The sequence below is a fragment of the Bacillus sp. YBWC18 genome, from assembly GCF_002998775.1.
Taxonomy (GTDB): Bacteria; Bacillota; Bacilli; order Bacillales; family Bacillaceae; genus Bacillus.
Genome location: NZ_PVRI01000003.1, coordinates 1 through 26,953 on the forward strand (window position 1 = coordinate 1; position 26,953 = coordinate 26,953).

The window sequence follows — 26,953 nt, forward strand, 5'->3', positions numbered from 1 at the left end:
AGGTTACCCACGTGTTACTCACCCGTCCGCCGCTAACATCCGGGAGCAAGCTCCCTTCTGTCCGCTCGACTTGCATGTATTAGGCACGCCGCCAGCGTTCGTCCTGAGCCAGGATCAAACTCTCCGAAAAAGTACAAAACCGAAGTTTTGTTTTTCGCCAGTTTGACTGACTACCTATGATGTTTCATAGGATTTTTTTTATAAAAACTCGAATTAACAGGTACGTTTTGTCTTGTTTAGTTTTCAAAGAACTTGTGTGCCACTCTCTTAAAGCGACCACTTAAATATATCATGTATCTCTATCAACAGTCAACATTTTTCTTAAAAAATATTTTGTTTTTTTAAGAAGTTTTTACTGAGAATGAGATAAAAAATAGAGCCTCTTTTTGCTCCTTTGAAAGATTAACACATATCTATGAAAAAAGCATTATAAATTTCAAAAAAAATGATGTTTTTTCAAAAAAAATAAAGCCGGTGAAGAACCGGCTTTATTTTTACTCAGATTGCTCTTGATCTGACTCTATATTTTCTACGTTCTCTTCACTAATCTCTTCATCGTCTTCTTGTGATTGTTCAACTAATGCCACTGTAGCGACATGTTCCTCATCACCGAGGCGTATTAGGCGGACACCTTGAGTGACTCGACCTGTTGTCGAAATGTCAGAAACGGCCATACGAATGATTACACCACTTCCTGTAATAATCATCAAGTCTTCTTCGGCTTCAGCATTAGTTGCCTTCACTGTGACAAGCGGACCATTGTTATCAGTGATTTTGCACGTTTTAAGACCTTTACCTCCACGACTTTGAACACGGTATTCTTTTTCAGGGGTTAGTTTGCCATATCCTTTTTCAGTTACAATCAATACGTTTGCATCTGGCTCAAGGATTTCCATACCCACGACAATGTCATCTTCGGAAAGTGTGATACCTTTCACTCCAGCTGCCGTACGTCCCATTTCACGAACATCTGTCTCGTCAAAACGGATCAGCATCCCCTTTTTCGTTCCAATGATGATTTGTTTTTCTCCATTGGTTAAACGAACAGCCATCAGTTCATCTTCGTCACGAAGGCTGAGTGCAATAAGACCGTTGTTTCGAATGTTAGCAAACTGAGACAATGTCGTCCGTTTTGATACACCGTGTCTTGTTGTAAAGAAGAGATACGAATTTTCATCAAACTCGCTTACTGGAATAATGGCGTTAATCCATTCTCCCTTTTCTACTTCAAGAAGGTTAATGATCGGAATCCCTTTCGCTGTCCGTCCGAATTCAGGAATCTCATACCCTTTCGCACGATAAACCTTCCCTTTATTAGAGAAGAAAAGAATCGTATCGTGGGTCGATGTTGAAATCAACTGTTCAACGAAATCATCTTCGTTGGTTCCCATTCCTTGGACACCTTTACCGCCTCTTTTTTGACTGCGGTATGTTGATGCAGGGAGACGCTTGATATAACCATTATGCGTCAGCGTAATCACGATGTTCTCAACAGGAATCAAATCTTCGTCTTCAATTGTTTCAATACCCGCTGTCACAATTTCAGTCCGGCGCGTATCATTGAAGCGTTCTTTAATTTCTGTTAATTCTTCTCTAATGATTTCAAGTACTTTCTCATTGTCTGCTAAAATGGCTTTTAATTCAGCAATCAAATCAACAAGTCCTTTATATTCATCTTCTATCTTTTCTCGTTCTAGGCCAGTCAAACGCTGAAGTCGCATATCAAGAATGGCCTGTGCCTGTTTTTCAGACAAGCTATAGTTTTCCATCAAACCATTTCTCGCAATTTCCGCAGTTTGAGAGCCTCTAATTAAAGCAATGACTTCATCTAAGTGATCAAGTGCAATTCTGAGGCCTTCTAAAATGTGTGCTCTTGCTTCTGCTTTACGCAGCTCATACGCTGTTCTTCTGCGAATGATCACTTTTTGATGCTCTAGATAATACTCAAGACATTGTTTGAGGGACAAGACTTTCGGCTGTCCATCAACAAGTGCTAATAAGTTGATACCAAATGACGTTTGAAGTGTCGTTTGTTTATAAAGATTGTTTAATAGAACATGGACGTTTGCGTCTCTTCGCAGTTCAATGACAATACGCATACCATTACGATCTGATTCATCACGCAAATCTGTAATGCCATCAATCTTTTTATCACGCACAAGATCAGCAATTTTTTCAATCAAACGGGCTTTGTTGACTTGGTACGGGATCTCATTGATAACAATGCGCTGTTTTCCGCTAGATGTTTCCTCAATATTCGATTTTGCTCTTAATGTAATAGAGCCGCGCCCTGTTTCATACGCCTTTCGAATACCACTTCGGCCAATGATTTGACCTGCTGTTGGGAAATCTGGCCCTGGGATGATATCCATAAGCTCCTGTGTTGTCATTTCCGGGTTTTGACTGATGGCCAATACCCCATCAATCACTTCACCTAATTGGTGCGGCGGAATATTGGTCGCCATTCCTACAGCAATTCCTGTCGCTCCGTTGACCAATAAGTTCGGGAATCTTGCAGGCATCACCATTGGCTCTCTTTCACTGCCGTCATAGTTATCTTGATAATCAATGGTATCCTTTGTGATATCACGGAGGATTTCCATAGAAATCTTAGATAGACGCGCCTCGGTATAACGCATCGCCGCTGCTCCGTCTCCATCGACTGAACCAAAGTTTCCATGACCATCAACTAACATATAACGATAGTTGAAGTCTTGCGCCATACGAACCATTGCTTCGTATACAGCGCTGTCACCGTGAGGGTGATACTTACCGATAACTTCCCCAACGATACGTGCAGATTTCTTAAATGGTTTATCACTTGTCATACCTAGGTCATTCATCGCATACAAAATTCTTCGATGCACGGGCTTTAATCCGTCTCGCACATCTGGTAATGCACGCGACACAATCACACTCATTGCATAATCTAAAAAGGACGTACGCATTTCTTGACTAATATTCACTTCGCGTACATTTGGTGTATGTTGTTCACTCACTATAAGAACCTCCCTTTACGTATCACATGAAATAAATTATGTGGGAGTAAAATATGTATTTATCTTCACAAGACTATTCTCCATTATATCAATAATCTCGTCTTTATACACATTTATTTACTAGAAAATCAACGAAAACACGGAAAAACAGGACATTGGTTATACGCCCCTATTTCTTGAAAAACAACCTTATTCCAAACAAGAAATAAGGTTGTTCTCAGTAGGGATCTATCTAAATATCGAGGTTTTTCACGTATTGCGCGTTTTCTTCGATAAAGTTTCTTCTCGGCTCTACTTTATCTCCCATGAGCATTTCAAATGTCTCATCAGCATCGATCGCATCCTCAAGTGTGACTTGAAGAAGTGTTCTCGCATCAGGATCCATTGTTGTTTCCCAAAGCTGAGTAGCATTCATCTCTCCAAGACCTTTATAACGCTGAAGTCCAGGTTTTGGTGTTTGAGGAAGTGATTTTAACAGCTCATCTAGCTGTTTGTCGTTATACACGTACTCAACACGTTTTCCTTGCTGCACTTTATATAAAGGCGGCTGTGCAATATACACATAACCGTTTTCAATAATTTCACGCATGTAGCGATAGAAGAATGTTAAAAGCAGCGTTCGAATGTGCGCTCCATCCACATCGGCATCCGTCATGATCACAACTTTGTGATAGCGAGCTTTCTCTAAAGTGAAGTCTTCTCCGATTCCAGTTCCTAATGCTGTAATCATTGAACGAACCTCGTTGTTCGATAGAATTTTATCTAGTCGCGCTTTTTCAACGTTTAGGATCTTCCCTCTTAACGGTAAGATCGCTTGGAAGTGACGATCACGGCCTTGCTTAGCAGATCCGCCCGCAGAATCTCCCTCTACGATATAGAGTTCAGAGATGGAAGGGTCTTTAGAAGAACAGTCCGCCAGTTTCCCCGGTAAGCTGGAGACTTCCAGTGCACTTTTACGTCTTGTCAGCTCACGTGCCTTTTTGGCAGCCATTCTTGCACGAGCTGCCATCACACCTTTCTCCACAATTTTCTTTGCAGCATCAGGATTCTCTAAGAGGAATTTCTCAAGTGCTTCAGAGAAAAGGGAGTCGGTAATGGTTCTTGCTTCTGAGTTCCCAAGCTTTGTCTTCGTTTGTCCTTCGAATTGAGGATCTGGATGTTTGATGGAGATAATGGCTGTTAAGCCTTCTCGCACATCTTCACCGCTCAAATTCGAGTCTCCATCTTTGAATACACCATTCTTACGAGCATAATCATTGATAACACGCGTCAAACCTGTTTTAAAGCCTGCTTCGTGCGTTCCGCCTTCATACGTGTTGATATTGTTGGCGAAGGAATAGATGTTGCTTGTATAGGAATCGTTATATTGTAATGCCACTTCAATCGTGATTCCGTCTTTTTCACCTTCGATGTAAACGGGTTCTTCATGAACGACTTCTTTTGAGCGATTTAAATGTTCTACATAGCTCTTAATACCGCCTTCATAGCAGTATTCATTTCGTCGTTCTTTACCTTCACGTAAATCTTCAATAATAATGTTTACACCTTTTGTTAAGAAAGCTAACTCACGTACACGGTTGGCAAGTGTATCGTAATCAAATTCAATGGTTTCAGTAAAAATTTCTGGATCTGGCACAAAATGAGTGGTTGTCCCTGTAACATCTGTTTCACCAATGATCTCTAAATCTCCAGCTGGAACACCGCGTTTGAATTGTTGATAATGAATTTTCCCGTCACGATATACGGTCACGTCTAAGGTCGTAGATAACGCATTAACAACAGATGCCCCTACGCCATGCAGACCGCCAGATACTTTATAACCGCTGCCGTCAAATTTACCGCCAGCGTGAAGAACAGTCATAATGACCTCTACAGCAGGACGTCCCATTTTCTCATGAATCCCAACCGGAATCCCGCGGCCATTATCTTTCACTGTAATGCTATTATCCTTTTCAATTTGCACCGTAATATCTGTGCAATATCCAGCTAAAGCCTCATCAATACTGTTGTCGACAATTTCCCATACAAGATGGTGAAGTCCTTTTGCACTGGTTGACCCGATGTACATTCCTGGACGTTTTCTAACAGCTTCTAGTCCTTCGAGCACCTGTATCTGATTTTCATCATAACTATTATGTTGCTGTTCCATTGCCACGTACATTCACCTACACTTTTCTTAAACGATATATTTATATGAATTGAGCTTTTAGACTTCAATTTCAATCACAAATGAAGCACGTTTTTTGAGCGTGCTTGAGGAAAGAGGAGAGTAATAAACAGATTCAGTTGTGACGACGATGGATTTGGGTGTTCCTTGTGATAACGAAATGATTTGTTCTTCTTGTTTTTGGAGAAACTCTTCTACAACAGAAGACGACCTCATTTTGTAATCAACAATTGCGACAATCTCTCGTGTAGAAACAACACAATCATCACCTAAATGAATATACAAGACTCACACCTCATTTATCAGTCAATTACTTTTCCACTGGCTACTCTGAAAATTTCCGCTTCTTTCAAGGTGGCGTGATCAATGCCTTCAACACTTGTTGTGGTGACGAAGGTCTGTACACGTCCCTGAATGGTATGGAGCAAATGAGACTGTCTGTAATCATCAAGTTCAGATAAAACATCATCGAGTAGAAGAATGGGATATTCTCCGATTTCTTCATGTATCAGGTCGATTTCTGCCAGCTTTAGTGAAAGAGCTGTTGTTCTTTGCTGCCCTTGAGAGCCATATGTCTGAACATCCCGACCATTCACAAAGAAAAGAAGGTCATCTCTGTGAGGCCCCCACAGTGTCACTCCTCGGTCTATTTCTCTGTCTCTTAGTTTCTGAAACGATTCTTCATAGCTATTCTTTATTTTCGACAAGTCTGACGCTTCTGATACCTCTATCGCCGTCTGGTATTGGAGCGTGAGTGTTTCTAGCTCTCTAGAAATGCCAAAATGCAGCGGCTGCGCCCATTTCTCGAGCTGTTTCGTAAAAGTCAGTCGTCTTTTGACAACTTTCACTGCCGCATCAATCAACTGCTCTGTTAAAACCTCCAGCATCGCTTGATCCGTTTGCTTTCTTGTCTGCAATTGTTTCAAGTAATGATTCCGCTGAGAGAGGATTTTTTGATAGAGCGATAAATCATGCAAATAGACAGCAGAAACTTGTCCAATCTCCATATCGAGGAATCTTCTGCGGATTTGCGGGCTGCCCTTCACAAGACTTAAGTCCTCTGGTGCAAACATGATGGTGTTTAACGCACCAACATAATGACTGAGCTTCTGTTGTTCAATGTGATTGACCTTGCCCTTTTTCCCTTTTTTTGAGATCACGAGCTGCATTGGGAGTGGACCATTTTTTTTGATGACTCTACCTTCTATTTTAGCATAGTCTTGGTCCCATCGGATAAGTTCTTTATCATTTGACGTACGATGCGACTTTGCCATCGACAATACATAGATCGCTTCCATCAAGTTCGTTTTACCTTGGGCATTCTCACCGATCATGACATTCACCTTGTTGTCGAATTGAAGCTCAGTGTGTTCATAGTTTCGGTATGAAGTTAACGCCAGACTTTGAATGTACATGTATTGTCACCCGTTTCTAATTCACAACTTGAAATGTGCCATAACCTTCTATCTCGACAACATCTCCTGGGTATAGTTTGCGTCCCCGTCTATTATCTGGCTCTTGATTAATGAACACCTCATGTTCACTTAAAAACCATTTCGCCATTCCGCCAGATTGGATGACTTCGGCTAATTTCAAAAACTGCCCTAATGTAATCATTTCTTTCTCAATGGTTATAAGATTAGGCATTATATCGACCTCTTTCAATATCACTAATATCTAATTGTACTAAAAAACAAGACAAGAAGGAAAGGGGGAAAGCGAACTAGGATGAAAGAAAGCATGGTAAACGAGAAGAAAAGCTGCTGTGCACTCACACAGCAGCTATTTTAGATTGGATTAATATGTTCTGACTGGGAGAATCAACTGCAAGATTGAATCATCATTTGGCGTGCGCAACAGGAACGGTCTCATGGCACCAGTGAAGCTTACATGAATTTCTGTTCCCTCTAATACTTTTAACGCATCCAGCATATATTTTGGACTGAAGGAGATTTTGAGGTCCTCCCCTTTAATGTCATCCGCTTGAACCGTTTCGACTACTTTACCGATTTCAGGTGAATTAGAAGAAATCTCAAGGCTTTGTTCAGGATCAGCTGACAGCTTTACGACATTATTGCGTCCTTCTCTTGCCAAAAGTGATGCACGGTCAATAGCTTGAAGGAATTCCTTCGTGTTGACCACGACATCCGTTTTACTTTCTTGCGGGATCAGGCGAGCTGTATCTGGATAATTACCATCCAGCAATCTTGAGAAGAACAACACGTTTTGTGCTTTAAAGAGAACTTGCGTTTCTGTAATCACGATGCTCACAAGATCTTGTCCGTCATCAAGGATTCTACTTAGCTCTGTTAAACTCTTCCCTGGAATTACGACATTGTATGAGCTTTCCTCGTCAATATCCAACTTCGCTTTTCTTAAAGCAAGACGGTGGCTATCCGTCGCTGTGCATATTAATTCACCTTTCTCTACCTTCCAGTTTACACCTGTCAAGATAGGTCGTGTTTCTGAGGTGGACACTGCAAAAACGGTTTGACGAATTAAGTTTTTAAGCAAATCTGTCGGGACTTGAAATGCATGATGCTCTTCAATTTGCGGCAGATGCGGATATTCCTCAGCATCTAAGCCGTTTAAGTTAAATTCCGCTGAACCAGAACGGATGATCGTGAGGTGATTTTGTTCTACTTCAATTTCGACAGTAGCCATTGGCAGTTTCTTCACAATTTCACTAAAGAAGCGGGCCTGAAGCACAATACTCCCTGGACGGTCAATCGTGATTACTTCTAAATCTCCATCTCTTTGAGGAATAAAGGATTCAATTGAGATATCAGAGTCGCTTCCTGTGAGAGAAACCCCCTCATCAGATGCAACAATTTTAATCCCTGTCAAAATAGGTATCGTTGTTCTAGAGGATACGGCCTTTAATACATCTTGGACACTTTCGACAAGACGATCTTTTTGAATCGTGAATTTCATAGTGGTCCTCCTAAATTTTCTTAATGACATGTATATATATTTTATTAATAAAAATCGTAGAAGTAATAGTAGGGCTTGTGAATATGTGGATAAGTCGGTAAAAAGAAAGGAAAGACAGCCTATCCACATGTGGACAGACTGTGTATGACTATGCTCTAGTTATTCACATTTTCCCGTACTTATTATATCAGCTTGGTTATTTTAATTGTTCTTTGATTTCTTTCACATGCTGCTGAAGCTGTTCATCTTCAACCATTAATTTCGAAATCTTCTCATGAGCATGAATGACAGTCGTATGATCACGACCTCCAAATTCTTCTCCTATTTTAGGCAGAGAGGAATCGGTCATTTCTCTAGAGAGATACATGGCAATTTGTCTTGGATAAGCAACTGACTTCGTACGTTTCTTCGCTTTGAAATCCTCTAAGCGAATATTAAATTGCTGCCCTACAATTCTTTGAATATCTTTAATTGTAATGACTCTTGGCTTCGATGAAGGAATGATGTCCTTTAGGGCCTCAGCTGCTAGATCCGCATTGATGTCTTTATTAATTAAAGAAGAGTAAGCAACGACACGAATCAAAGCACCCTCCAGTTCACGAATGTTGCTGTCGATTTGATTGGCAATATAAAGCATGACTTCATTCGGAATGTCTAAGCCTTCTGCTTTTGCCTTTTTTCGCAAAATTGCAATACGTGTTTCTAAATCTGGCGGGGTAATGTCTGTGATTAAGCCCCATTCGAATCGAGAGCGTAATCTGTCTTCAAGTGTCGGAATTTCTTTCGGCGGCCGGTCACTAGAAATGACGATTTGCTTACTTTCTTCGTGAAGTGTGTTGAATGTATGGAAAAACTCTTCTTGTGTTTGTTCTTTTCCTGCTAAAAATTGAATATCATCTATCAAAAGCACATCTACATTCCGATAGCGATTACGGAAATCGACAGCTTTGTTGTCTCGGATTGAGTTGATAAATTCATTTGTAAATTTTTCAGATGATAGATAGACCACTTTGGCTGATGGATTATGGTCGATGACATAATGACCAATCGCATGCATCAAGTGGGTCTTTCCTAAACCAACGCCCCCATAAATAAAGAGCGGGTTATATGCTTTTGCCGGTGCTTCCGCAACTGCAAGTGAAGCGGCATGCGCAAATCGGTTGCCTGAACCAATAACAAAAGTATCAAATGTATATTTTGGATTCAGCATATTTTGTGGAATATCAACGGCCTCTTCTTTAGACATTTTTTTAATTGGAGACTTTGGCATGGCTTCCACTTCATCCTGATTTTGAGGAATAATAAATTTAATGCTGAGCTCTTCACCTGTCAGTTCGTAGATGGTATCAGCAATTAAGTGGAGATATCTTGATTCCAGCCAGTCTCTAGCAAATTCATTAGGTGCCGTAATTGTAAGCGTATCGCCTTGAAGAGAATGGGCTTTTGTCGATTTCATCCATGTCTCAAAACTGGGTTTGCTCAACTTTGTCTCTATTTTTTGAAGTGCTTTATTCCACAGATCCAAAATATTTTCCATAAGGCTTCTCCCCCCTCCTTTTCTTTATAAAATGACCAATATCAAACTGTTATAGAACACGAAAAAGAGCAAATGGTCATCACCATTCGTGCACATACGTTGTTGAAAACAAATAATATAGTAGAAAAACGTCTTTTCGACAAATTACACAGTCTGTGGATAAATAATTCAACAGCCTGTGTAATATCTTTCCACAGCTTATCCACAATTTGTGGATAACGCAAATAGGTCAGATAAGTAATTAAGAGTTAAAACACAAATATAATATCAAAATAAACAAGATGGTGCAATGGGTGTCACAAACTTATCCACACACTTTACATCCTGTTGAAAATAATTATCCACATCGGTTATTTGTGTGAAAAAAATGTCGATAATGGATGTGGATAGTCTAAATATGCCGGAAAAATATCCACACCCTTGTTTTGCAGGCCTTTTAGGAGGAAAAAAGAATAAAATGCTGGAAACTGAAAAAGAAGGTTTCTTCGTTTGATAAATTATGTTATGCTTATAAGGTTGATAATAAGAGTTTTATCATTGATATTGACAATCGATGGGTTACACAAATATAATGAGTTAGACTGTCTTAAACAGCTATTCCTCAGGGAGGTGTCATAAATGAAAAGAACGTTTCAACCAAATAACCGTAAGCGTAGTAAAGTTCATGGCTTCCGCAGCCGTATGAGTTCTAAAAACGGACGTCTAGTTTTAAAGCGACGCCGCAGCAAAGGTAGAAAAAAATTATCAGCTTAGGCCACTGAATAATGTCAGTGGTCTTTTTTACATAAAATCGTAAATGAACTGTCAGTTTTTATCGGAGTGGAAGAAAACATGAAGAAGCGAAACAGGCTAAAAAAAAATGAAGAGTTTCAAAAAGTGTTCAGAAAAGGTCAATCAATGGCGAATCGTCAATTCGTTATTTACCAGCTGGATCAACCAAATCAAGATGAACTGCGTTTGGGATTGTCTGTCAGTAAGAAGATTGGTAATGCAGTGATGAGAAATCGAATTAAACGACTGATCCGCCAGGTGTTTTTAGAAGAAGGTCATAAGTTAAAGCAAGAAAAAGACTACATTGTCATTGCAAGAAAACCAGCAAGTGAATTGACCTTTGAAGAAACAAAGAAGTCTCTCCAACATTTATTTAGAAAATCCGCTGTTTATCAACAACAACCGAAAAAGTCTTCGTAATAGAAACTTTCGTTGAATCAATTTTTAAAAGCGCTTCCTTCATCTAGTGAATTAAAATGAAACCACCACTTTGTAATGAAAAAATGTTACCATACTGATTAGGTGAGTCACTTTCGTAATCAATTCCAACTTAAATAAAGTTTGAAGTAATGGGAGGAATCTTGTTGAAAAGGCGATTATTACTAATATTTAGCTTGATTGGCGTGTTGGTTCTATTGGCAGGATGTACACAAATCAATGAACCAATCACATCAGATAGTAAGGGATTCTGGAATTCTTATATTGTTTACCCGCTATCTCAATTAATCACGTACATGGCAAATTTGACTGGTGAAAACTACGGGGTTGCGATCATTATTGTGACACTGTTAATCCGCTTGCTCATTCTACCATTAATGATTAAGCAGTTAAGAAGTACAAAAGCAATGCAAGCATTGCAGCCTGAATTGAAAAAGCTTCGTGAAAAATATAGCTCTAAAGACCAAAAAACTCAGCAGCAGCTTCAGCAGGAAACAATGGCCCTTTTCCAAAAAAATGGCGTCAATCCATTAGCTGGATGTTTCCCGATTTTAATTCAGATGCCAATCCTAATTGGTTTTTATCATGCGATTATGAGAACAGCAGAAATTAAAAAGCATACATTCTTATGGTTTGACTTAGGCAGTCCAGATCCATTGTTCCTATTACCGATCATTGCGGGGGTAGCTACTTTCATTCAGCAAAAACTGATGATGGCTGGAAATCCTTCGGACAACCCTCAAATGGCTATCATGCTATGGGTTATGCCGATTATGATCATTGTATTTGCCATTAGTTTCCCAGCAGCACTTTCATTGTACTGGGTTGTAGGTAACATTTTCATGATCATCCAAACATTAGTGATTAAAACTCCTCAAGTAAAATTGGATACAAAAGAAAAAGCTGGCGGGAATAAAAAATGAAGGAAATAACTGCTGTCGGTCGCACAATCGAAGAAGCAGTAGATTCCGGACTTAAACAAATTCAACTTCTAAAAGAAGAAGTAGATATCACAATAGTTGATGAAGGAAATAAAGGTTTCTTAGGATTATTTGGCAAAAGACAAGCTGTAGTCAAGTTGATAGAAAAGAGAAATGCTCTTAAATTAGCTACACAGTATTTAGATAATATTGTTAAATCAATTGATCCTAAAGCGAAGATTGTTTCCAAAAAGGAACCGAAAAAGATTTCTTTCCACATTGATGGAGATAAAACGTCATTAATGATTGGAAAAAGAGGACAAACTTTGTACTCTTTAGAAACATTGGTACAGCTAGTATTTAATCGCTATTCTGATCAGTATCATCATATTACCATTGATATTGGAGATTATAGGAAGAAGCGACAAGAAGCACTTGAACAATATGCCGTCAAGACAGCAAACAGAGTTTTAAAAACGAAGAGAAAGGTTCATTTAGAACCAATGCCTTCTAATGAACGAAAAGTAATTCATGATACGATCGCCGCATTTTCTAAAGAACTTGCAACGGCATCGGAAGATACAGGCAGCAAGCGTCATGTTGTGGTGCTGTATAAAAAATAACAGAAAGGCTAGAATTCAGCAAAGCTGGATTTTAGTCTTTTTTTATTGAAAAATTGTCTTTCTATAGAAGATTCATCCTTTATTTCTAAAAAATTAGTGTGTGATATGAGTGGAAAACGCCATTTTTACAAGTAAGCAAAGGGATCAGGGCGTTTAAATTTATTGGATTTCGGTGTAAGATGTGAAGATAAGTTTAGAACGTCGTTATTCACATGTGGATAAGTTAAGTGTTAAAATAGATAGGATGCAAAGCTGTGGATAATTAGATATGGGATACTTTCACTTCGCTTTCATTTATGGTATCTTTAAATTTTGGATTAAGCGTTTTTGATATAGAGATGGACAACGTCCATTTAATAGATAAAAGACTGTCTATTAAGTAGAGAAAGAGGTGATTGAGTGATGGATACAATTGCAGCCATTTCTACACCGATGGGTGAAGGAGCAATTGCGATTATTCGTTTAAGTGGGCCTGATGCGGTACAGATCGCTGATCGGATGTATAAAGGGCCTAAGGAGAAAAAACTTGTAGCAGTGGATTCCCATACAATTCATTATGGTCATATTGTGGATTCAAGTACTGATCAAGTAATAGAAGAGGTCATGGTGTCAGTACTTCGAGCGCCAAAAACATTTACGAGAGAAGACGTTATTGAGATTAACTGCCATGGCGGAATTGTAACGGTCAATAAAGTATTGCAGCTTGCTTTAAGAGAAGGAGCAAGATTAGCGGAGCCAGGTGAGTTCACAAAACGTGCTTTCTTAAATGGAAGAATAGATCTTTCGCAAGCAGAGGCTGTTATGGACTTGATTCGGGCAAAGACTGATCGTGCGATGAACGTAGCAATCACTCAAATGGAGGGACGCCTCTCCGGTTTGGTTCAGCGACTGCGCGGCGAGATCCTAGAAACACTGGCGCATATTGAAGTCAATATTGACTACCCTGAGTATGACGATGTTGAAGAAATGACACATCGCGTCTTAGTGGAAAAAGCGACATCGGTCAAAAAAGAAATTGAGTCGCTGCTCTCGACCTCTCAGCAAGGGAAAATCCTTCGAGAGGGCTTATCCACTGTGATTATAGGAAGGCCGAATGTTGGAAAGTCTTCCTTGCTGAATAGCCTTGTACAGGAAACAAAGGCGATTGTCACAGATATTCCTGGAACTACCAGAGATGTCATTGAGGAATATGTGAATGTAAGAGGTGTACCTCTTCGTCTAGTCGATACTGCGGGTATACGTGAGACTGAGGACATTGTTGAGCGTATAGGGGTTGAACGATCTAGACAGGTCTTAAAAGAAGCTGACCTGATTTTACTTGTGCTCAATTATAGCGAAGAATTATCAGAAGAAGATATGAAGCTTTTTGAGGCTGTCTCAGGTATGGATATCATCGTGATTGTGAATAAGACAGACCTTGAGCCTAAGCTTGATGTAGAAAAGGTCAAGCAGTTAGCGAAGGATCGTCCGGTCGTCACCACATCATTATTACAAGAAAAGGGCATTGATGAGCTTGAAATGGCGATTCAATCACTGTTCTTCACTGGATCAATTGAAAGTGGAGATTTAACGTATGTAAGTAATACAAGGCATATTGCCCTCCTTCAGGCAGCAAAACAATCAATTGAGGATGCTCTTGAAGGCATTGAAATGGACGTACCGATCGACATTGTTCAAATAGATTTAACACGCTGCTGGGAACAGCTCGGTGAAATTATAGGAGATGCTGTTCATGAAAGCTTGATTGATCAGTTATTCTCTCAATTCTGTTTAGGAAAGTAAAGGGAGGAACATAAGAAATGGGTTATGAAGCTGGCAATTATGACGTAATCGTCGTGGGTGCCGGTCATGCTGGGGTTGAGGCTGCTCTTGCTTCTGCAAGACAGGGCGCCAAAACACTTGTATTGACTATCAACCTCGATATGGTTGCTTTTATGCCATGTAATCCGTCCGTAGGCGGTCCTGCAAAAGGGATTGTCGTTAGAGAAATTGATGCACTGGGCGGAGAAATGGCACGAAATATAGATAAGACGCATATCCAAATGCGCATGCTGAATACGGGGAAAGGACCTGCTGTCCGTGCGTTAAGAGCGCAAGCAGATAAGTTCCAATATCAGCATGAAATGAAAAAAACAATGGAAAACGAACCGAACCTGACAATGCTTCAAGGTATGGTGGATCATTTAATTGTAGAAGATGATGAATGTAAAGGTGTCGTTACCCAAACAGGAGCAAACTATCGTGCGAAGTCTGTTGTATTAACGACTGGGACTTTCTTAAAAGGCCGCATTATTTTAGGGGATCTATCGTATTCAAGTGGTCCTAATAACCAGCAGCCATCAATCAAATTATCGGATCACCTAGCAGAGTTAGGATTCGATTTGGTTCGCTTTAAAACAGGAACACCTCCTCGAGTGAATAGTCACTCGATTGACTATAGTAAAACAGAAATTCAACCAGGTGATGATGTTCCGCGGGCGTTCTCCTATGAAACGGTTGAATATATTACAGACCAACTGCCATGCTGGTTAACATATACGAGTTTAGAAACACATCAAATTATTGATGAGAATCTTCACCGTTCTCCAATGTATTCAGGTATGATTAAAGGAACTGGTCCTAGATACTGCCCTTCCATTGAAGATAAAGTGGTTCGTTTCAATGACAAACCGAGACATCAAATTTTCTTAGAGCCAGAAGGTCGTAATACGCAGGAAGTGTATGTTCAAGGATTATCTACAAGTCTTCCAGAGGATGTACAGCAGCGCATGCTTTCCACCATCCCAGGGCTCGAAAATGTACAAATGATGAGAGCGGGTTATGCCATTGAGTATGATGCAATTGTGCCTACTCAATTGTGGCCTACACTTGAGACGAAGAAAATTTCTGGATTATATACAGCGGGCCAAATTAATGGTACGTCTGGCTATGAGGAAGCAGCAGGTCAAGGAATTATGGCAGGTATTAATGCAGGAAGAAAAGCATTGGGTAAAGAAGAAGTCATTTTAAGCCGATCTGATGCATATATCGGTGTTCTCATTGATGACCTTGTCACAAAGGGAACAAATGAACCTTACCGTCTTTTAACATCCCGTGCAGAGTATCGTTTGCTTCTTCGTCATGACAATGCGGATTTAAGATTAACTGAACTTGGCTATCATATTGGATTAATTTCTCAAGAAAGATTCCAGACATTCCAGCAGAAAAAAGAAGCCATTGAAGCAGAGAAAAAACGTTTATATTCTGTCATCATCAAACCTACAGCAGAGACACAAGAATTTATTCGTACACTTGGTGGAAGTGAGCTGAAGGACGGTATTCGTGCAAGTGATTTGATGAAGCGTCCAGAAATGAACTATGAATCTGTTGTGACGTTAGCTCCTGCTGAAATACCACTTCCTTCTGATGTGTGTGAGCAGGTAGAGATTCAAATTAAATACGAAGGATATATTGAAAAGTCACTCCAACAAGTTGAAAAGCTGAAAAAGATGGAGAACAAAAAGATTCCTGATCGTATTGATTATGATGCCATCAAAGGGATTGCAACTGAAGCGAAACAAAAGCTGAAAGAAGTCCGACCGCTTTCTGTTGCACAGGCTTCTCGTATTTCAGGCGTTAACCCTGCTGATATTTCTATCCTTTTAGTATATTTAGAGCAGGGACGTATTGCGAAGATAGCAGAATAGAAAGGATGTCGGCATGAACATTGAACAATTTACAGCAGCACTAGAGGAGAAAGGGATGACTCTTTCTCCTGTGCAGCTTGAACAATTTGAAACTTACTTCCGCATGCTTGTAGAATGGAACGAGAAGATGAATTTAACGTCCATTACTGAAAAGGAAGAAGTGTATTTAAAGCATTTTTATGATTCAATTTCAGCAGCATTTTTTATTGATTTTCACAAAGTGACGACGATTTGCGATATTGGAGCTGGTGCTGGTTTCCCAAGCATTCCTCTTAAAATTTGCTTCCCTCATCTACATGTAACCATTGTTGATTCTCTTCAGAAACGAATTACGTTTCTCAATGAGTTAGCAAAAGGGTTAAACTTACAAGATACTACTTTTTATCATGATCGTGCGGAGACGTTTGGACAACGTAAGGAAAAGCGTGAAAGCTATGATCTTGTCACTGCTAGAGCGGTTGCGCGTTTATCCGTCTTGAGCGAACTATGTCTGCCCCTTGTAAAAAAGGAAGGATTGTTTGTTGCATTAAAAGCATCTGCCGCTGATGAAGAAATGCAAGCAGGGAAAAAAGCTGTTACTGTCCTCGGAGGAGAGGTTGTTGAAAAGCATTCCTTTGTTCTTCCTTTAGAAGAAAGCGAACGGAACATCATTGTCATTGAAAAGAAAAAGCAAACACCAAAAAAATATCCTAGAAAACCAGGAACACCTAATAAATCACCAATAGAAGGTTGATCATGTAAAAGGTCGGTTTTTCTTCAATATTTAAGATTTTACAGAAGGAAAAAACATGAGAAAATAGAATTATAAAAAGGTAGTTTTTAAAGGTGGTGTAGGTTCATGAAGCATTCACTCTCACGCTTCTTCGGGCTTGGTGACAAAGAACATCCTGAGCGTGAAACCGAAATAGAGGCAGAGATTGCTGAGCATGATACATTAAAGGAAGAGATACAGGAGCTCCCGGTCGACACAATTATGCCAAACCGTTTTCAGCCACGCACCATTTTTTCAGAAGAAAAGATACATGAGCTGGCCACGACGATTCATACCCATGGCATTATCCAACCTATTGTTGTCAGACCAACAGAAGAAGAAGGTAAATATGAACTGATCGCCGGCGAAAGACGTTGGAGAGCGGTACAGACTCTTCAATGGGAGAAAATCCCCGCTATTATAAAAGACTTTACTGATACGGAAACGGCATCTGTGGCATTGATTGAAAATTTGCAAAGGGAAGAGCTGTCTGCTATTGAAGAGGCTCATGCTTATGCACGTCTTTTAGAGCTCCATGATTTAACACAGGAGGCGCTTGCTCAGCGTTTAGGCAAGGGACAATCAACTGTTGCAAACAAATTAAGACTTTTAAAGTTGCCTGAAGAGGTACAACAGGCCATTTTAGAGAAAAAAATCTCTGAAAGGCATGCACGTTCACTTGTACCCCTAAAGCTTCCAGAATTACAAATCGCGCTATTGCAGGAAATCATCGAAAAGCAGCTGAATGTAAAACAGACTGAAGAGCGTGTAGTGAAAATGCTTGAACAAAAAACAGATCGCAAACCGAAGCCAAAACGTAAGGCGTTTAGTCGTGATACACGAATTGCGATGAATACCATTCGTCAGTCTCTCCATATGGTAGAAGACAGCGGGCTTAAAATAAATACCGAGGAAGAAGAGTTTGAGGAATATATCCAATTAACGATTCGGATTCCTAAATAGAAAAAAGCTGATGAGAGCCACTCGTCAGCTTTTTTAATTGGTTCCACATCATATTTACTTATTATTCATAAATTGGTAAAATATGATTTTCATAGAAGAAAGGAGGTGACATGACTCGATGAAAATGAAAAAGACGAAATTTGTTATTATTTGTTATTTACTATTTTCTTTTTCTCTTTTTACAAATGAAACAACCATATTTGCTGTGAATTCGCCAACGGCTCCTGCAGAAGAAAGCCCGCTGGCCAAAAAAGAACTGAACGTTCTGAAGAAACAAGGTGTTGTTTCTAAGGAGGTCACTTTACAGCAATTAAATCATGAGCATGAGTCTCAGGACGACACAATTGACTTGATTTCAGCTGAGGATGATTTGAAGGACTATGGCTTACAACAAAACAAGCAGGATGAGTTGGTAACGGATGAAAAGCCGCACACCATCAAGCACCTTTTAGGAAAGCCGTATCCTGGTACCGATATTATGCCTAAAAAAGGAGATATATTGGTGACAAGTACTGATGCTTTGAAGGGTATCGTTGGACATGCAGGTATCGTCATTAATGAGAAAAGCTTTGCTTCTATTCCAGGGTTTCGACAGCATCCTCAGCTTGATTCCATTCTTAACTGGTTTCGCTATAATGCCAATACAAAGGTAATTCGGATTAATCAAGAGGAAACAGCAGACCTGGCAGGGGAATGGGCGCACGATTATGTGAAAACTCATCCAAAGGCTCGATACTCCATCACCCTGTCAATTCAATCACTCGATCCGACGTATTGTTCAAAGATTGTGTGGCAGGCCTATGCCAAAACAGGTGACGCTTTGGGACATGCGACATATACCATTAAAACCCCCTACGGATTCTTAAAAAAGAGAAGCTATCATACAGTGACTCCTAAAGTCATTGTGAACGAAGGCCGTAAAATTGGTGGATTACATTTTTGACATGTGCCCCTCACTTTTGATGAAAGTGAGGGTTTTTTATGCTTGTCTTTTCCACTAAAAAGATATATTGATATATTTTTTGATGCGTTTTGGTTAGTCCTTTCATGTACGAAAATAGACATTTGCTGACGAATATATAATGGAGAAACAAAAAAAGCAAACGTTTCATACTTTTTTTGATAGAATAGGAAGTATGAATAAAATGAGAAACTTGTTAAGTTGAAAGTGGGTGACATCGTGGGAAAAATCATAGCGATTACCAACCAGAAGGGCGGCGTCGGGAAGACGACAACTTCTGTTAATTTGAGTGCGTGTTTAGCATACATAGGTAAACGAGTGTTGTTAGTTGATATTGATCCGCAGGGCAATGCCACGAGTGGTATTGGGATTGAGAAGGCCGACGTAGAGAAGTGTGTGTATGATATTTTAGTTGATGATGCAGATGTCCTTGATGTGATTAAGACGACAGAGGTCGAAAATCTTGATGTCATTCCTGCGACGATACAGCTTGCAGGGGCTGAAATAGAGCTTGTGCCTACGATTTCACGTGAAGTGAGATTGAAGAGAGCACTTGAATCTGTTAAGCAAAATTATGATTATATGATTATTGACTGCCCGCCATCACTCGGATTACTGACGATTAATGCGTTAACAGCATCCGATTCCGTTTTAATTCCGGTACAGTGTGAATATTATGCGCTTGAAGGATTGAGCCAATTGTTAAACACTGTTCGTCTCGTGCAGAAACATTTAAATACTGATCTTGCCATTGAAGGTGTCTTGCTGACAATGCTTGATGCACGAACAAATCTTGGGATCCAGGTCATCGAAGAAGTGAAGAAATACTTTAGAGATAAAGTCTATCAGACCGTGATTCCGCGAAATGTGAGACTGAGTGAAGCGCCTAGTCATGGGAAACCGATTATCTTGTATGATCCACGTTCAAGAGGTGCAGATGTCTATTTAGACTTAGCAAAGGAAGTGGATGCGAATGGCTAAAGGTCTTGGAAAGGGTATTAATGCACTATTTAACCATGTAGACTCAAATGAAGAAATGGTCGAAGAAATCAAATTAAAGGATTTGCGTCCGAACCCTTATCAGCCAAGGAAAACGTTTGATGATGATGCATTGTCTGATCTCAAAGAATCAATTCAGCAGCACGGTGTTTTACAGCCGATCATTGTCCGTAAATCGATTAAAGGATATGACATTGTAGCAGGAGAGCGCCGTTTTCGTGCAGCGCAACAAGCTGGTCTGACAACAATTCCTGCGATCGTTAGAGAATTCTCAGAAACGCTGATGAGAGAGATTGCCCTTTTAGAAAACCTGCAGCGCGAGGATTTATCTCCATTAGAAGAAGCGGAAGCCTATGCTTCCTTGCTAGATCATCTAAGTGTGACGCAAGAGGAATTAGCGAAGCGATTAGGGAAGAGCAGACCGCATATTGCGAACCATCTCCGTCTTTTGACTTTACCGGATGAAGTACAAAAGCTGATTGCAGATGGAACATTATCGATGGGACATGGAAGAACATTGCTTAGCTTGAAAAACAAAAATAAGCTAGCGCCATTGGTAAAGAAAATCGTAAATGAGGGGTTAAACGTACGCCAGGTTGAGAAACTTGTTCAGCAGTTAAACGAAAATGTTCCACGTGAAACAAAGAAAAAAGAAGCACCAAAGGATCGAGTGTTGAAAGAAAGAGAGTCTTTCTTACAAAACTACTTTGGCACTTCAGTGACGATCAAGAAACAGAAGAAAAAAGGAAAAATTGAGATTGAATTTCTCTCCAACGAAGATTTAGAAAGAATCCTCGAATTGCTTTCTACGAGAGAATCATCAGAGTGACCATCTTGATACGAGATGGTCTTTTTTATATTCTCCCAGTGATATTTTGAATAGGAGCGAAAAGGGACCGATTTTTTTCTCTTGTCCAATCCATTTGATCAATGTGAGATAGACTTTCAGAAAGTGTAATGGCCATAGACATAACAAGATGAAGACGTGTGTTTTGGAGAACGAAGTATTCCATAAAACCGCTCACATTGACGATTCCATTAATATGAATATCTCCTACTTCTGGCAGCTCCTTTTGTACACCCGCCCCAGGCTTTAACGGGCCATCTCCAATTTGGAAGGAGCCTACACTTTTCACTCTTCCTAAACAGGCATCAATCGCTACAATAAACGGATGTTTATGAGCTTGTTCAATTTCAGCGAGCTTTTCTTTTAAATTGACCGCATGAACTGGGTCAGAGAGCGTTCCATATACATGAAGCTTTTTCAAATCCAGACCTGAAAGCTTTGTACCAACAAGTGGACCTAGAGAGTCGCCAGTTGAGCGGTCTGTTCCAATACAAACGATGGCAACGGGTCTTTTTCCTGCTTTCTGAAGATGCGAGAATAAAATACTTTTAAGCTGTTGAATGGCATTTGTATCCGTATGGGACACGTATTCTTTCACCCTATTTCTAAAAAAAAGACCGTTCTTGCTATTCATAGGTCTCACTTCCTTGTCATAGTAGTTAGTAACAGTATACGGAAACAAGCTTAATTCTATACCTATGAGGTGATGATTGTGTGGAAGGCTGGTTCAAGGTGGACGCTTTTAATTTTAGGAAGCTTAATAGGAGCGGGGTATGCTTCCGGCCAAGAAATTTGGCAGTTTTTTGGCATTGATAGCGGACTAGCCATTCTACTGTTTACATTGATGTTTATGCTGTCTACCTATGTGGTGTTGAAAATCAGTTATGAGGTACGTGCCGATCACTTTGTGCCAGTGCTAGAGCGGCTTGTCGGTCCATGGCTGGCTAAAGTGTATGACGTTTTAATTGTCCTTTATTTATTCACGACAACGACAGTCATGATTGCCGGTGGCGGGGTGACACTCGAGATGTATCATGTACCATTTTGGATTGGCATCGGTGCATTTTGTCTGTTTTCATTTATGATTTTTTTCTGGGATGTGAAAGGGCTCTTATCTGTGAATGCTTTCATTATACCAATTTTGGTGGCGGGGCTCATCTATGCGTTTGTTTTTTATTATATGAACCATGATCATATGTGGCGGATTGATTTTGGGCAGCAGTACAATTGGCCTGCCAGCATTGTCTTTGCCTCTTTGAATATATTATCTGTGGTGGCAGTGCTGTCTTCGGTTGGGAAAGAAATGAAGGGGCTTGGAGAGGCCAAAGTGGCGAGTATATTAAGCGGCCTGATTTTTGGGGTCATCTCGTACGTGTATAACGAAATACTGGTTGATATTTCTGGGAGTCTATCAGCAGAAGGCATTCCTTTGTTTACAGTATTAGAAGGAGCACCGACATCATTGTTTGTGTTTATGACGGTTGTCCTTTGTCTAGCTATTTATACGACGACAGCTGCAGGTTTATTTGGTCTATCCAGCCGGATGCTCTCTTTTGTACCATTGCCTCGCTGGCTGGTTGTGCTGGTGATGCTTCTTTTGATGGCGCCTTTAACATCTCTTGGGTTTGCCGATTTGATTGCTTTCTTGTATCCGATATATAGTTTGCTGAATCTTTATTTGCTTGTCTGTTTAATGCTATATCCGATTTTAAGTAAAAAGATATTTTCCCGCTCTAAAAATTATATTGATAAAATAAAATAAGCGCCTCTCTTTGTCAGAGCGGTGCTTATTTTATCCGAATAGAATCAATGGCGTCTTTGATATCATCATAGACTGGCATTTGCTTGAGACGCTGAAGTCGTTCCTCTAATTCTGAAATGGCTTGTCCCTTTAAATGCTGGGAGATGTGTTGTTTGACAATGGTCGTTTGGTTGATCATGTCTTCGGTTTTAGACAATTGATACTCCAAGTGCACGCGAGTGTTTGCTAATTCGTCATGCAGCCGCATTTTGAGCAGCCGTTTTAGATCCTTTCGCTGTCCTTCTCTGCGTATGGCCTGAATTGCGGCCATTTCTTCGGGGGACTGCGTCTGTGTTTGCGGTGCCGATTGATTTTCAAATACAGACATGGAGCGGCGGGCACTCACATTTTGCAAGAAACGCTGGGCGTCACTAGGAGGTTTATTTTGATTGATCATGCGATGACTCCTTTCTTAATGAATACCCATTTGCATCGCAAGGCGTCTATCTGCCTTGGCGTAGTCATCACCCATTGTGTACATATGTCTTGAAAGGGTAGAAAGTTCTTGTTCGTAATCTCTCAGGGTGTACAAGGCATTCAGCTGTTTTTCGTGTGAATAAAAGGAGGAATGATGTTGTTCCATCCTCACTTCCTCTACTAGTGCTTCCACATCACTAGGACTTAGTAAATCATAGTGACCAAAGCCGACGAGTCCTTTGAGCTCCTGTTTTACATGCTGGACGGCGTCTTTTACACTTTCATCGATCCCATCGATTTTCTCAAATATAGTGTGTACTTCATGTTCAATCACGCTTTGGAGATCGTAGGATGAATTTTTCAGTAAATGGGATTTTATGATAATTTCAAGGCCGCTTTGTGCATATGCACGTCCAGAATGGATTTCTTGCAACAGCATGGCTGTAAAACTTGTATTATGATCAAGCTGTTCATCTAAAATACGGGCAGACCCATCTGTGTGGAATGAATACCCATTTACTTTGTAACTCCCAGAAATAAGAGCTAAAAAAGCATTTGTATCAAAGGATTCGTTCCATTCTATATTCATAGACGCAAATGCTGATTTTAAAAAGGTGTCAATTTCTCTTTTTTTGTATGTAACGGGTTCTTGGATGGCGTCTTGCTGCCGTGGCGGTACAGTATACTTGACTTGACCAACCCCATGATCATGACGATTGAGTAAACCTACATAATGACTAGGTTGAATATATTCAGTCAATATCCGTGTGTATTGACCTTGCTGCGCTTTCTGCTGAATCGCAGGCGACAGACTGCTCCATATATTTGGGCTATCAAAGGTGACGGCTTTTTTGACAGCTGGCTGTTCTGTTGCAACATAAGCACAAACAGCACCGGCAAGGGCTTGTCCAGTGAGATAGATACCTGCATTTGGATGCTGCTGACAGACTTGCTCTATGTATTCCTTTCCTTTAAAAAAGACATGATCTTGATTGCCATCAAGGGACTTCCTTTCAATGGGATAGGCATAATCCGTTTTGAGCAATGACTGTGCCGCGGTGTGTACATCTTGTGGCGAGGTCACCGGCATTTGATTTGGCTGCGGACAGTGAAAAGCGACGATGAACTCGTCTGATTGTTCCGGCTGCATCGTTAAACCATATAATTGATGATCGACCTTGAGAAAATCATGGACAGTGAGCGTTTGCTGACCTATTTCTATCGTATGGTGCTGCTGGTAATTGTCTATGTTTCCAGCATGATCGGATATGATTTTATATTCTTTATCAGTTAATCTATCCTTTCGATTGACCATCGTACCTGCTCCCTCACATAACATTTATGCAGATATCATAAATCAAAAAATATGGAAAAACCACAGCGTTCTACCAATAAAAACCTTTTGACCTACAGTGTTTGTGACAATATTGAAAAAAAGCGGAGTTTAAGTAACTATTGGTCACAAATAAAATGATCTAAAAGAAGGGTTTTTTCTATAAAAAAGAATAGGATGAATGATTGAAAGAGGTTCTTTGTTTTGTACATTGCTCTTCATCGCCGTTTTTTTGTACAATAGATTCAATGAAGTGAGCAAGAGAGGTGAAGGCTGATGGCAGACAAAGCGTTTGGGTTACATGACGTCGTTGAAATGAAGAAACCCCATCCATGTGGTGTCAATCGGTGGAAAGTTATTCGATTGGGCATGGATATTCGCATTAAATGTGAAGGCTGCGGGCACAGCGTGATGATCCCAAGAAGAGACTTTGAACGAAAAATGAAGAAAATTCTCGTCAAGCATGAGGAGCCAACTGCTTAAGCAGGCCTCATGCTTTTTTGATGAAATTCGTCTTTTGTATAGAAGAAGCAGGTGTAAATTCGCGTTTTAAAGCACTGATTAATCCTTTTTGGCAATGTTTCTTCTATTGATAATGCATAACGGTTAGCTTGTCTTTTCATGTAAACCTACTTATAATTGCTCTAGGTTCATATTACGCAGTATAACGAGCACGTTTGATATAGAGGAGATGAAAGAATGGCTTTAACAGCTGGTATTGTTGGCTTACCTAACGTCGGGAAGTCAACGCTATTTAATGCAATTACACAGGCTGGAGCGGAGTCTGCTAACTATCCGTTTTGTACCATTGATCCAAACGTCGGAATTGTAGAAGTTCCAGACGAGCGTTTGCAAAAACTAACAGAATTGGTGCAGCCGAAAAAGACAGTTCCGACTGCTTTTGAATTCACTGATATTGCCGGTATTGTCAAAGGGGCTTCTAAAGGTGAAGGTTTAGGGAATAAATTCCTTTCTCACATTCGTCAAGTAGATGCGATCTGTCACGTGGTGAGAGCTTTTGCAGATGATAACATCACACACGTATCAGGTAAGGTTGACCCTGTGTCAGATATCGAAACCATTAATTTAGAATTAATTTTGGCTGATTTAGAAACAGTTGAAAAGCGTTTGGCTCGTGTGAGTAAGCTTGCAAAACAAAAGGATAAGGAAGCGGTAGCTGAATTTGATATTTTGTCGAAGCTAATGGACGCATTTGAAGCTGGGAAATCGGCAAGATCTGTAGAATTTACAGATGAGCAGCAGAAGCTTGTGAAACAGCTTCATTTACTCACATCTAAACCAGTTCTTTATGTAGCAAATGTGAGTGAGGATGAAGTAGCGGATCATGACGGTAACGAATATGTGCAGCAAATCCGTGAGTTTGCTTCTGGTGAAAATGCTGAAGTCATCGTCGTTTGTGCGAAGATCGAGTCTGAAATTGCAGAGCTTGAAGGAGAAGAGAAGCAGATGTTCCTTGAAGAGCTTGGCATCAAAGAGTCAGGTCTAGATCAGCTGATTCAAGCATCTTATTCACTTCTTGGTTTAGCTACTTATTTCACAGCAGGTGAGCAGGAAGTACGCGCTTGGACGTTTAAAAAAGGAATGAAGGCACCGGAATGTGCTGGAATCATTCATACGGACTTTGAACGTGGGTTTATTCGTGCTGAAACGGTTGCATATGAGGATTTACTTGCTGGTGGAAGTATGTCTGCTGCAAAAGAGGCTGGAAAAGTCCGTCTAGAAGGTAAAGAATATGTAGTGAAAGATGGAGACGTCATTCATTTCCGTTTTAATGTATAGGTTCTTGTCATAGGCCAAGTAATTTGTTATAATATACAATTGTGAGTAATATAATTTATTGCTCCTTGCCCGTTTAGGGCCGCTTAGACCAAAAGGAGGTGCAATCAGATGAGAAAGTACGAAGTTATGTACATCATCCGCCCAACAGTTGACGATGAGGCTAAAAAAGCAGTTATCGAGCGTTTCAATAACGTGTTAACTTCTAACGGTGCGGAGATCACTGGAACAAAGGATTGGGGTAAACGTCGTCTTGCATACGAAATCAACGATTTCCGTGAAGGCTTCTACCAAATCGTAAACGTTCAATCTGACGCTGCAGCAGTTCAAGAATTTGACCGCTTAGCTAAGATCAGTGACGATATCATTCGCCACATTGTTGTTAAAGAAGAAGTATAAATCATTGAAATATATATTTAAAGGTGGTCTTTCAATATGCTAAACCGTGTTGTATTGGTCGGAAGACTAACAAAAGACCCTGAGCTTCGCTACACGCCTAATGGTGCGGCTGTAGCCACGTTTACTCTAGCTGTGAATCGTACGTTTACGAATCAATCTGGAGAGCGTGAAGCCGATTTCATTAACTGTGTTACTTGGAGAAGACAAGCCGAAAACGTGGCTAATTTCTTGAAAAAAGGAAGTCTTGCCGGTGTAGACGGTCGTTTGCAGACAAGAAACTATGAAAATCAGCAAGGACAGCGTGTCTTCGTGACAGAGGTTCAAGCTGAAAGTGTTCAATTTCTTGAGCCTAAGAGCGGCGGTGCTGGTTCAGGTGGATACAGCGGCGGTGGCAATAGCGGAGGCCAGTATTATGGCGGTAGCCAAAACGATCAGAATCCATTCGGAAATGAACCAAATCAAAATCCATATGGCAATCAGAGCAACCAACAAAATCGTAATCAGGGAAATAGCTTCAATGATGACCCATTTGCGAATGATGGTAAACCGATTGACATCTCCGATGATGATTTGCCATTCTAATTGATCTGAAAAATTGACTAAAGGAAAG

At 40.3% G+C, this 26,953-nt stretch carries 26 protein-coding genes and 1 rRNA gene; 16 read left to right on the forward strand and 11 right to left on the reverse strand.

The features are described 5' to 3' along the window. The 8 genes from C6348_RS09500 to dnaA form a co-directional block, all read right to left on the reverse strand. A 16S ribosomal RNA gene (locus tag C6348_RS09500) occupies positions 1 to 130 on the reverse strand; the annotation flags it as partial. A 364-nt stretch (positions 131 to 494) separates the two neighbouring features. Then, complete coding sequence (gene gyrA, locus C6348_RS09505; RefSeq protein WP_066031458.1) at positions 495 to 2,999, reverse strand: DNA gyrase subunit A; 2,505 nt, start codon at positions 2,997 to 2,999, stop codon at positions 495 to 497. A 232-nt stretch (positions 3,000 to 3,231) separates the two neighbouring features. Further along, positions 3,232 to 5,148 (reverse strand): DNA topoisomerase (ATP-hydrolyzing) subunit B, encoded by a 1,917-nt coding sequence (gene gyrB / locus C6348_RS09510; RefSeq protein WP_095286181.1) that lies wholly within the window; start codon positions 5,146 to 5,148, stop codon positions 3,232 to 3,234. Positions 5,149 to 5,205: 57 nt separating this feature from the next. Continuing rightward, entirely contained in the window at positions 5,206 to 5,451 is a 246-nt protein-coding gene (remB, locus tag C6348_RS09515; RefSeq protein WP_008360920.1) for an extracellular matrix regulator RemB, read from the reverse strand. A gap of 17 nt (positions 5,452 to 5,468) precedes the next feature. Continuing rightward, on the reverse strand, positions 5,469 to 6,581 hold the full coding sequence (gene recF / locus C6348_RS09520) for a DNA replication/repair protein RecF (protein WP_034660671.1): 1,113 nt from the start codon (positions 6,579 to 6,581) through the stop codon (positions 5,469 to 5,471). Between the two features lie 16 nt (positions 6,582 to 6,597). Continuing rightward, positions 6,598 to 6,813: a S4 domain-containing protein YaaA gene (yaaA, locus tag C6348_RS09525; RefSeq protein WP_003215257.1), complete on the reverse strand. Its 216-nt coding sequence runs from the start codon at positions 6,811 to 6,813 to the stop codon at positions 6,598 to 6,600. Positions 6,814 to 6,963: 150 nt separating this feature from the next. Beyond that, positions 6,964 to 8,100 carry a DNA polymerase III subunit beta gene (dnaN, locus tag C6348_RS09530; protein ID WP_034660670.1) on the reverse strand — a complete coding sequence of 379 codons (1,137 nt, stop codon included), beginning with the start codon at positions 8,098 to 8,100 and terminating at the stop codon, positions 6,964 to 6,966. A 196-nt stretch (positions 8,101 to 8,296) separates the two neighbouring features. Then, entirely contained in the window at positions 8,297 to 9,637 is a 1,341-nt protein-coding gene (gene dnaA / locus C6348_RS09535) for a chromosomal replication initiator protein DnaA (protein ID WP_034660669.1), read from the reverse strand. Between the two features lie 618 nt (positions 9,638 to 10,255). On the opposite strand from dnaA, the gene rpmH reads away from it, so the two are divergent. From rpmH to C6348_RS09590, 11 genes are all read left to right on the forward strand, one after another. Continuing rightward, positions 10,256 to 10,390, forward strand: coding sequence for a 50S ribosomal protein L34 (gene rpmH / locus C6348_RS09540; RefSeq protein WP_008360908.1), 135 nt, complete (start codon positions 10,256 to 10,258; stop codon positions 10,388 to 10,390). A gap of 78 nt (positions 10,391 to 10,468) precedes the next feature. Continuing rightward, positions 10,469 to 10,828 (forward strand): ribonuclease P protein component, encoded by a 360-nt coding sequence (gene rnpA / locus C6348_RS09545; RefSeq protein ID WP_034660668.1) that lies wholly within the window; start codon positions 10,469 to 10,471, stop codon positions 10,826 to 10,828. A 158-nt stretch (positions 10,829 to 10,986) separates the two neighbouring features. Next, positions 10,987 to 11,769 (forward strand): YidC family membrane integrase SpoIIIJ, encoded by a 783-nt coding sequence (gene spoIIIJ, locus C6348_RS09550; protein ID WP_095286180.1) that lies wholly within the window; start codon positions 10,987 to 10,989, stop codon positions 11,767 to 11,769. Then, positions 11,766 to 12,389, forward strand: coding sequence for an RNA-binding cell elongation regulator Jag/EloR (gene jag / locus C6348_RS09555; RefSeq protein ID WP_034660666.1), 624 nt, complete (start codon positions 11,766 to 11,768; stop codon positions 12,387 to 12,389). The genes spoIIIJ and jag overlap by 4 nt, the downstream gene beginning before the upstream one ends. A gap of 402 nt (positions 12,390 to 12,791) precedes the next feature. Continuing rightward, a complete protein-coding gene (mnmE, locus tag C6348_RS09560; RefSeq protein ID WP_034660665.1) occupies positions 12,792 to 14,171 on the forward strand; it encodes a tRNA uridine-5-carboxymethylaminomethyl(34) synthesis GTPase MnmE in 1,380 nt (459 codons plus the stop codon). Between the two features lie 17 nt (positions 14,172 to 14,188). Next, the gene (mnmG, locus tag C6348_RS09565; protein ID WP_034660664.1) at positions 14,189 to 16,075 is read left to right on the forward strand and encodes a tRNA uridine-5-carboxymethylaminomethyl(34) synthesis enzyme MnmG; all 1,887 of its coding nucleotides are present in this window, start codon (positions 14,189 to 14,191) and stop codon (positions 16,073 to 16,075) included. A gap of 13 nt (positions 16,076 to 16,088) precedes the next feature. Further along, on the forward strand, positions 16,089 to 16,808 hold the full coding sequence (gene rsmG, locus C6348_RS09570) for a 16S rRNA (guanine(527)-N(7))-methyltransferase RsmG (RefSeq protein WP_034660662.1): 720 nt from the start codon (positions 16,089 to 16,091) through the stop codon (positions 16,806 to 16,808). 105 nt (positions 16,809 to 16,913) lie between these two features. Continuing rightward, a complete protein-coding gene (noc, locus tag C6348_RS09575; protein WP_034660661.1) occupies positions 16,914 to 17,789 on the forward strand; it encodes a nucleoid occlusion protein in 876 nt (291 codons plus the stop codon). A 118-nt stretch (positions 17,790 to 17,907) separates the two neighbouring features. Continuing rightward, entirely contained in the window at positions 17,908 to 18,732 is an 825-nt protein-coding gene (locus C6348_RS09580) for an orthopoxovirus pf05708 family protein (protein ID WP_106042772.1), read from the forward strand. Positions 18,733 to 18,969: 237 nt separating this feature from the next. Then, the gene (gene soj / locus C6348_RS09585) at positions 18,970 to 19,731 is read left to right on the forward strand and encodes a sporulation initiation inhibitor protein Soj (RefSeq protein WP_034620351.1); all 762 of its coding nucleotides are present in this window, start codon (positions 18,970 to 18,972) and stop codon (positions 19,729 to 19,731) included. Beyond that, a complete protein-coding gene (locus C6348_RS09590) occupies positions 19,724 to 20,578 on the forward strand; it encodes a ParB/RepB/Spo0J family partition protein (protein WP_106042774.1) in 855 nt (284 codons plus the stop codon). Before soj ends, C6348_RS09590 begins: the two co-directional genes overlap by 8 nt. A gap of 25 nt (positions 20,579 to 20,603) precedes the next feature. On the opposite strand, the gene yyaC is transcribed toward C6348_RS09590, so the two are convergent. Then, positions 20,604 to 21,230 carry a spore protease YyaC gene (gene yyaC, locus C6348_RS09595; RefSeq protein ID WP_106042775.1) on the reverse strand — a complete coding sequence of 209 codons (627 nt, stop codon included), beginning with the start codon at positions 21,228 to 21,230 and terminating at the stop codon, positions 20,604 to 20,606. A 72-nt stretch (positions 21,231 to 21,302) separates the two neighbouring features. On the opposite strand from yyaC, the gene C6348_RS09600 reads away from it, so the two are divergent. Beyond that, entirely contained in the window at positions 21,303 to 22,358 is a 1,056-nt protein-coding gene (locus C6348_RS09600) for a YkvI family membrane protein (protein WP_080869565.1), read from the forward strand. Positions 22,359 to 22,383: 25 nt separating this feature from the next. On the opposite strand, the gene C6348_RS09605 is transcribed toward C6348_RS09600, so the two are convergent. Together C6348_RS09605 and C6348_RS09610 are read right to left on the reverse strand one after the other, a co-directional pair. After that, positions 22,384 to 22,794 (reverse strand): hypothetical protein, encoded by a 411-nt coding sequence (locus C6348_RS09605; RefSeq protein ID WP_060597704.1) that lies wholly within the window; start codon positions 22,792 to 22,794, stop codon positions 22,384 to 22,386. Between the two features lie 15 nt (positions 22,795 to 22,809). After that, positions 22,810 to 24,129 (reverse strand): hydrolase, encoded by a 1,320-nt coding sequence (locus C6348_RS09610; protein WP_106042777.1) that lies wholly within the window; start codon positions 24,127 to 24,129, stop codon positions 22,810 to 22,812. A gap of 294 nt (positions 24,130 to 24,423) precedes the next feature. Here C6348_RS09610 and C6348_RS09615 point away from each other — a divergent pair, with 294 nt between their 5' ends. The 4 genes from C6348_RS09615 (at position 24,424) to ssbA (ending at position 26,925) form a co-directional block, all read left to right on the forward strand. Further along, a complete protein-coding gene (locus tag C6348_RS09615; protein ID WP_012011910.1) occupies positions 24,424 to 24,630 on the forward strand; it encodes a DUF951 domain-containing protein in 207 nt (68 codons plus the stop codon). A gap of 216 nt (positions 24,631 to 24,846) precedes the next feature. Continuing rightward, positions 24,847 to 25,947 (forward strand): redox-regulated ATPase YchF, encoded by a 1,101-nt coding sequence (gene ychF / locus C6348_RS09620; RefSeq protein WP_034660650.1) that lies wholly within the window; start codon positions 24,847 to 24,849, stop codon positions 25,945 to 25,947. Between the two features lie 108 nt (positions 25,948 to 26,055). After that, positions 26,056 to 26,343 (forward strand): 30S ribosomal protein S6, encoded by a 288-nt coding sequence (rpsF, locus tag C6348_RS09625; RefSeq protein WP_003215073.1) that lies wholly within the window; start codon positions 26,056 to 26,058, stop codon positions 26,341 to 26,343. 36 nt (positions 26,344 to 26,379) lie between these two features. Beyond that, entirely contained in the window at positions 26,380 to 26,925 is a 546-nt protein-coding gene (ssbA, locus tag C6348_RS09630; RefSeq protein ID WP_034660649.1) for a single-stranded DNA-binding protein SsbA, read from the forward strand. The last annotated feature ends 28 nt before the right edge of the window (positions 26,926 to 26,953 follow it).

Bases quoted from the DNA above. Each gene is read 5' to 3' on its own strand.
- dnaN (WP_034660670.1), bottom strand. From the start codon at position 8,100: ATGAAATTCACGATTCAAAAAGATCGTCTTGTCGAAAGTGTCCAAGAT.
- recF (WP_034660671.1), bottom strand. From the start codon at position 6,581: ATGTACATTCAAAGTCTGGCGTTAACTTCATACCGAAACTATGAACAC.
- mnmG (WP_034660664.1), top strand. From the start codon at position 14,189: ATGGGTTATGAAGCTGGCAATTATGACGTAATCGTCGTGGGTGCCGGT.
- mnmE (WP_034660665.1), top strand. From the start codon at position 12,792: ATGGATACAATTGCAGCCATTTCTACACCGATGGGTGAAGGAGCAATT.
- C6348_RS09580 (WP_106042772.1), top strand. From the start codon at position 17,908: ATGAAAATGAAAAAGACGAAATTTGTTATTATTTGTTATTTACTATTT.
- C6348_RS09605 (WP_060597704.1), bottom strand. From the start codon at position 22,794: ATGATCAATCAAAATAAACCTCCTAGTGACGCCCAGCGTTTCTTGCAA.
- yyaC (WP_106042775.1), bottom strand. From the start codon at position 21,230: ATGAATAGCAAGAACGGTCTTTTTTTTAGAAATAGGGTGAAAGAATAC.
- noc (WP_034660661.1), top strand. From the start codon at position 16,914: ATGAAGCATTCACTCTCACGCTTCTTCGGGCTTGGTGACAAAGAACAT.
- rpsF (WP_003215073.1), top strand. From the start codon at position 26,056: ATGAGAAAGTACGAAGTTATGTACATCATCCGCCCAACAGTTGACGAT.
- rnpA (WP_034660668.1), top strand. From the start codon at position 10,469: ATGAAGAAGCGAAACAGGCTAAAAAAAAATGAAGAGTTTCAAAAAGTG.
- C6348_RS09590 (WP_106042774.1), top strand. From the start codon at position 19,724: ATGGCTAAAGGTCTTGGAAAGGGTATTAATGCACTATTTAACCATGTA.
- C6348_RS09600 (WP_080869565.1), top strand. From the start codon at position 21,303: ATGATTGTGTGGAAGGCTGGTTCAAGGTGGACGCTTTTAATTTTAGGA.
- ssbA (WP_034660649.1), top strand. From the start codon at position 26,380: ATGCTAAACCGTGTTGTATTGGTCGGAAGACTAACAAAAGACCCTGAG.
- ychF (WP_034660650.1), top strand. From the start codon at position 24,847: ATGGCTTTAACAGCTGGTATTGTTGGCTTACCTAACGTCGGGAAGTCA.
- jag (WP_034660666.1), top strand. From the start codon at position 11,766: ATGAAGGAAATAACTGCTGTCGGTCGCACAATCGAAGAAGCAGTAGAT.
- yaaA (WP_003215257.1), bottom strand. From the start codon at position 6,813: ATGCCTAATCTTATAACCATTGAGAAAGAAATGATTACATTAGGGCAG.
- C6348_RS09615 (WP_012011910.1), top strand. From the start codon at position 24,424: ATGGCAGACAAAGCGTTTGGGTTACATGACGTCGTTGAAATGAAGAAA.
- rsmG (WP_034660662.1), top strand. From the start codon at position 16,089: ATGAACATTGAACAATTTACAGCAGCACTAGAGGAGAAAGGGATGACT.
- rpmH (WP_008360908.1), top strand. From the start codon at position 10,256: ATGAAAAGAACGTTTCAACCAAATAACCGTAAGCGTAGTAAAGTTCAT.
- dnaA (WP_034660669.1), bottom strand. From the start codon at position 9,637: ATGGAAAATATTTTGGATCTGTGGAATAAAGCACTTCAAAAAATAGAG.
- C6348_RS09610 (WP_106042777.1), bottom strand. From the start codon at position 24,129: ATGGTCAATCGAAAGGATAGATTAACTGATAAAGAATATAAAATCATA.
- gyrB (WP_095286181.1), bottom strand. From the start codon at position 5,148: ATGGAACAGCAACATAATAGTTATGATGAAAATCAGATACAGGTGCTC.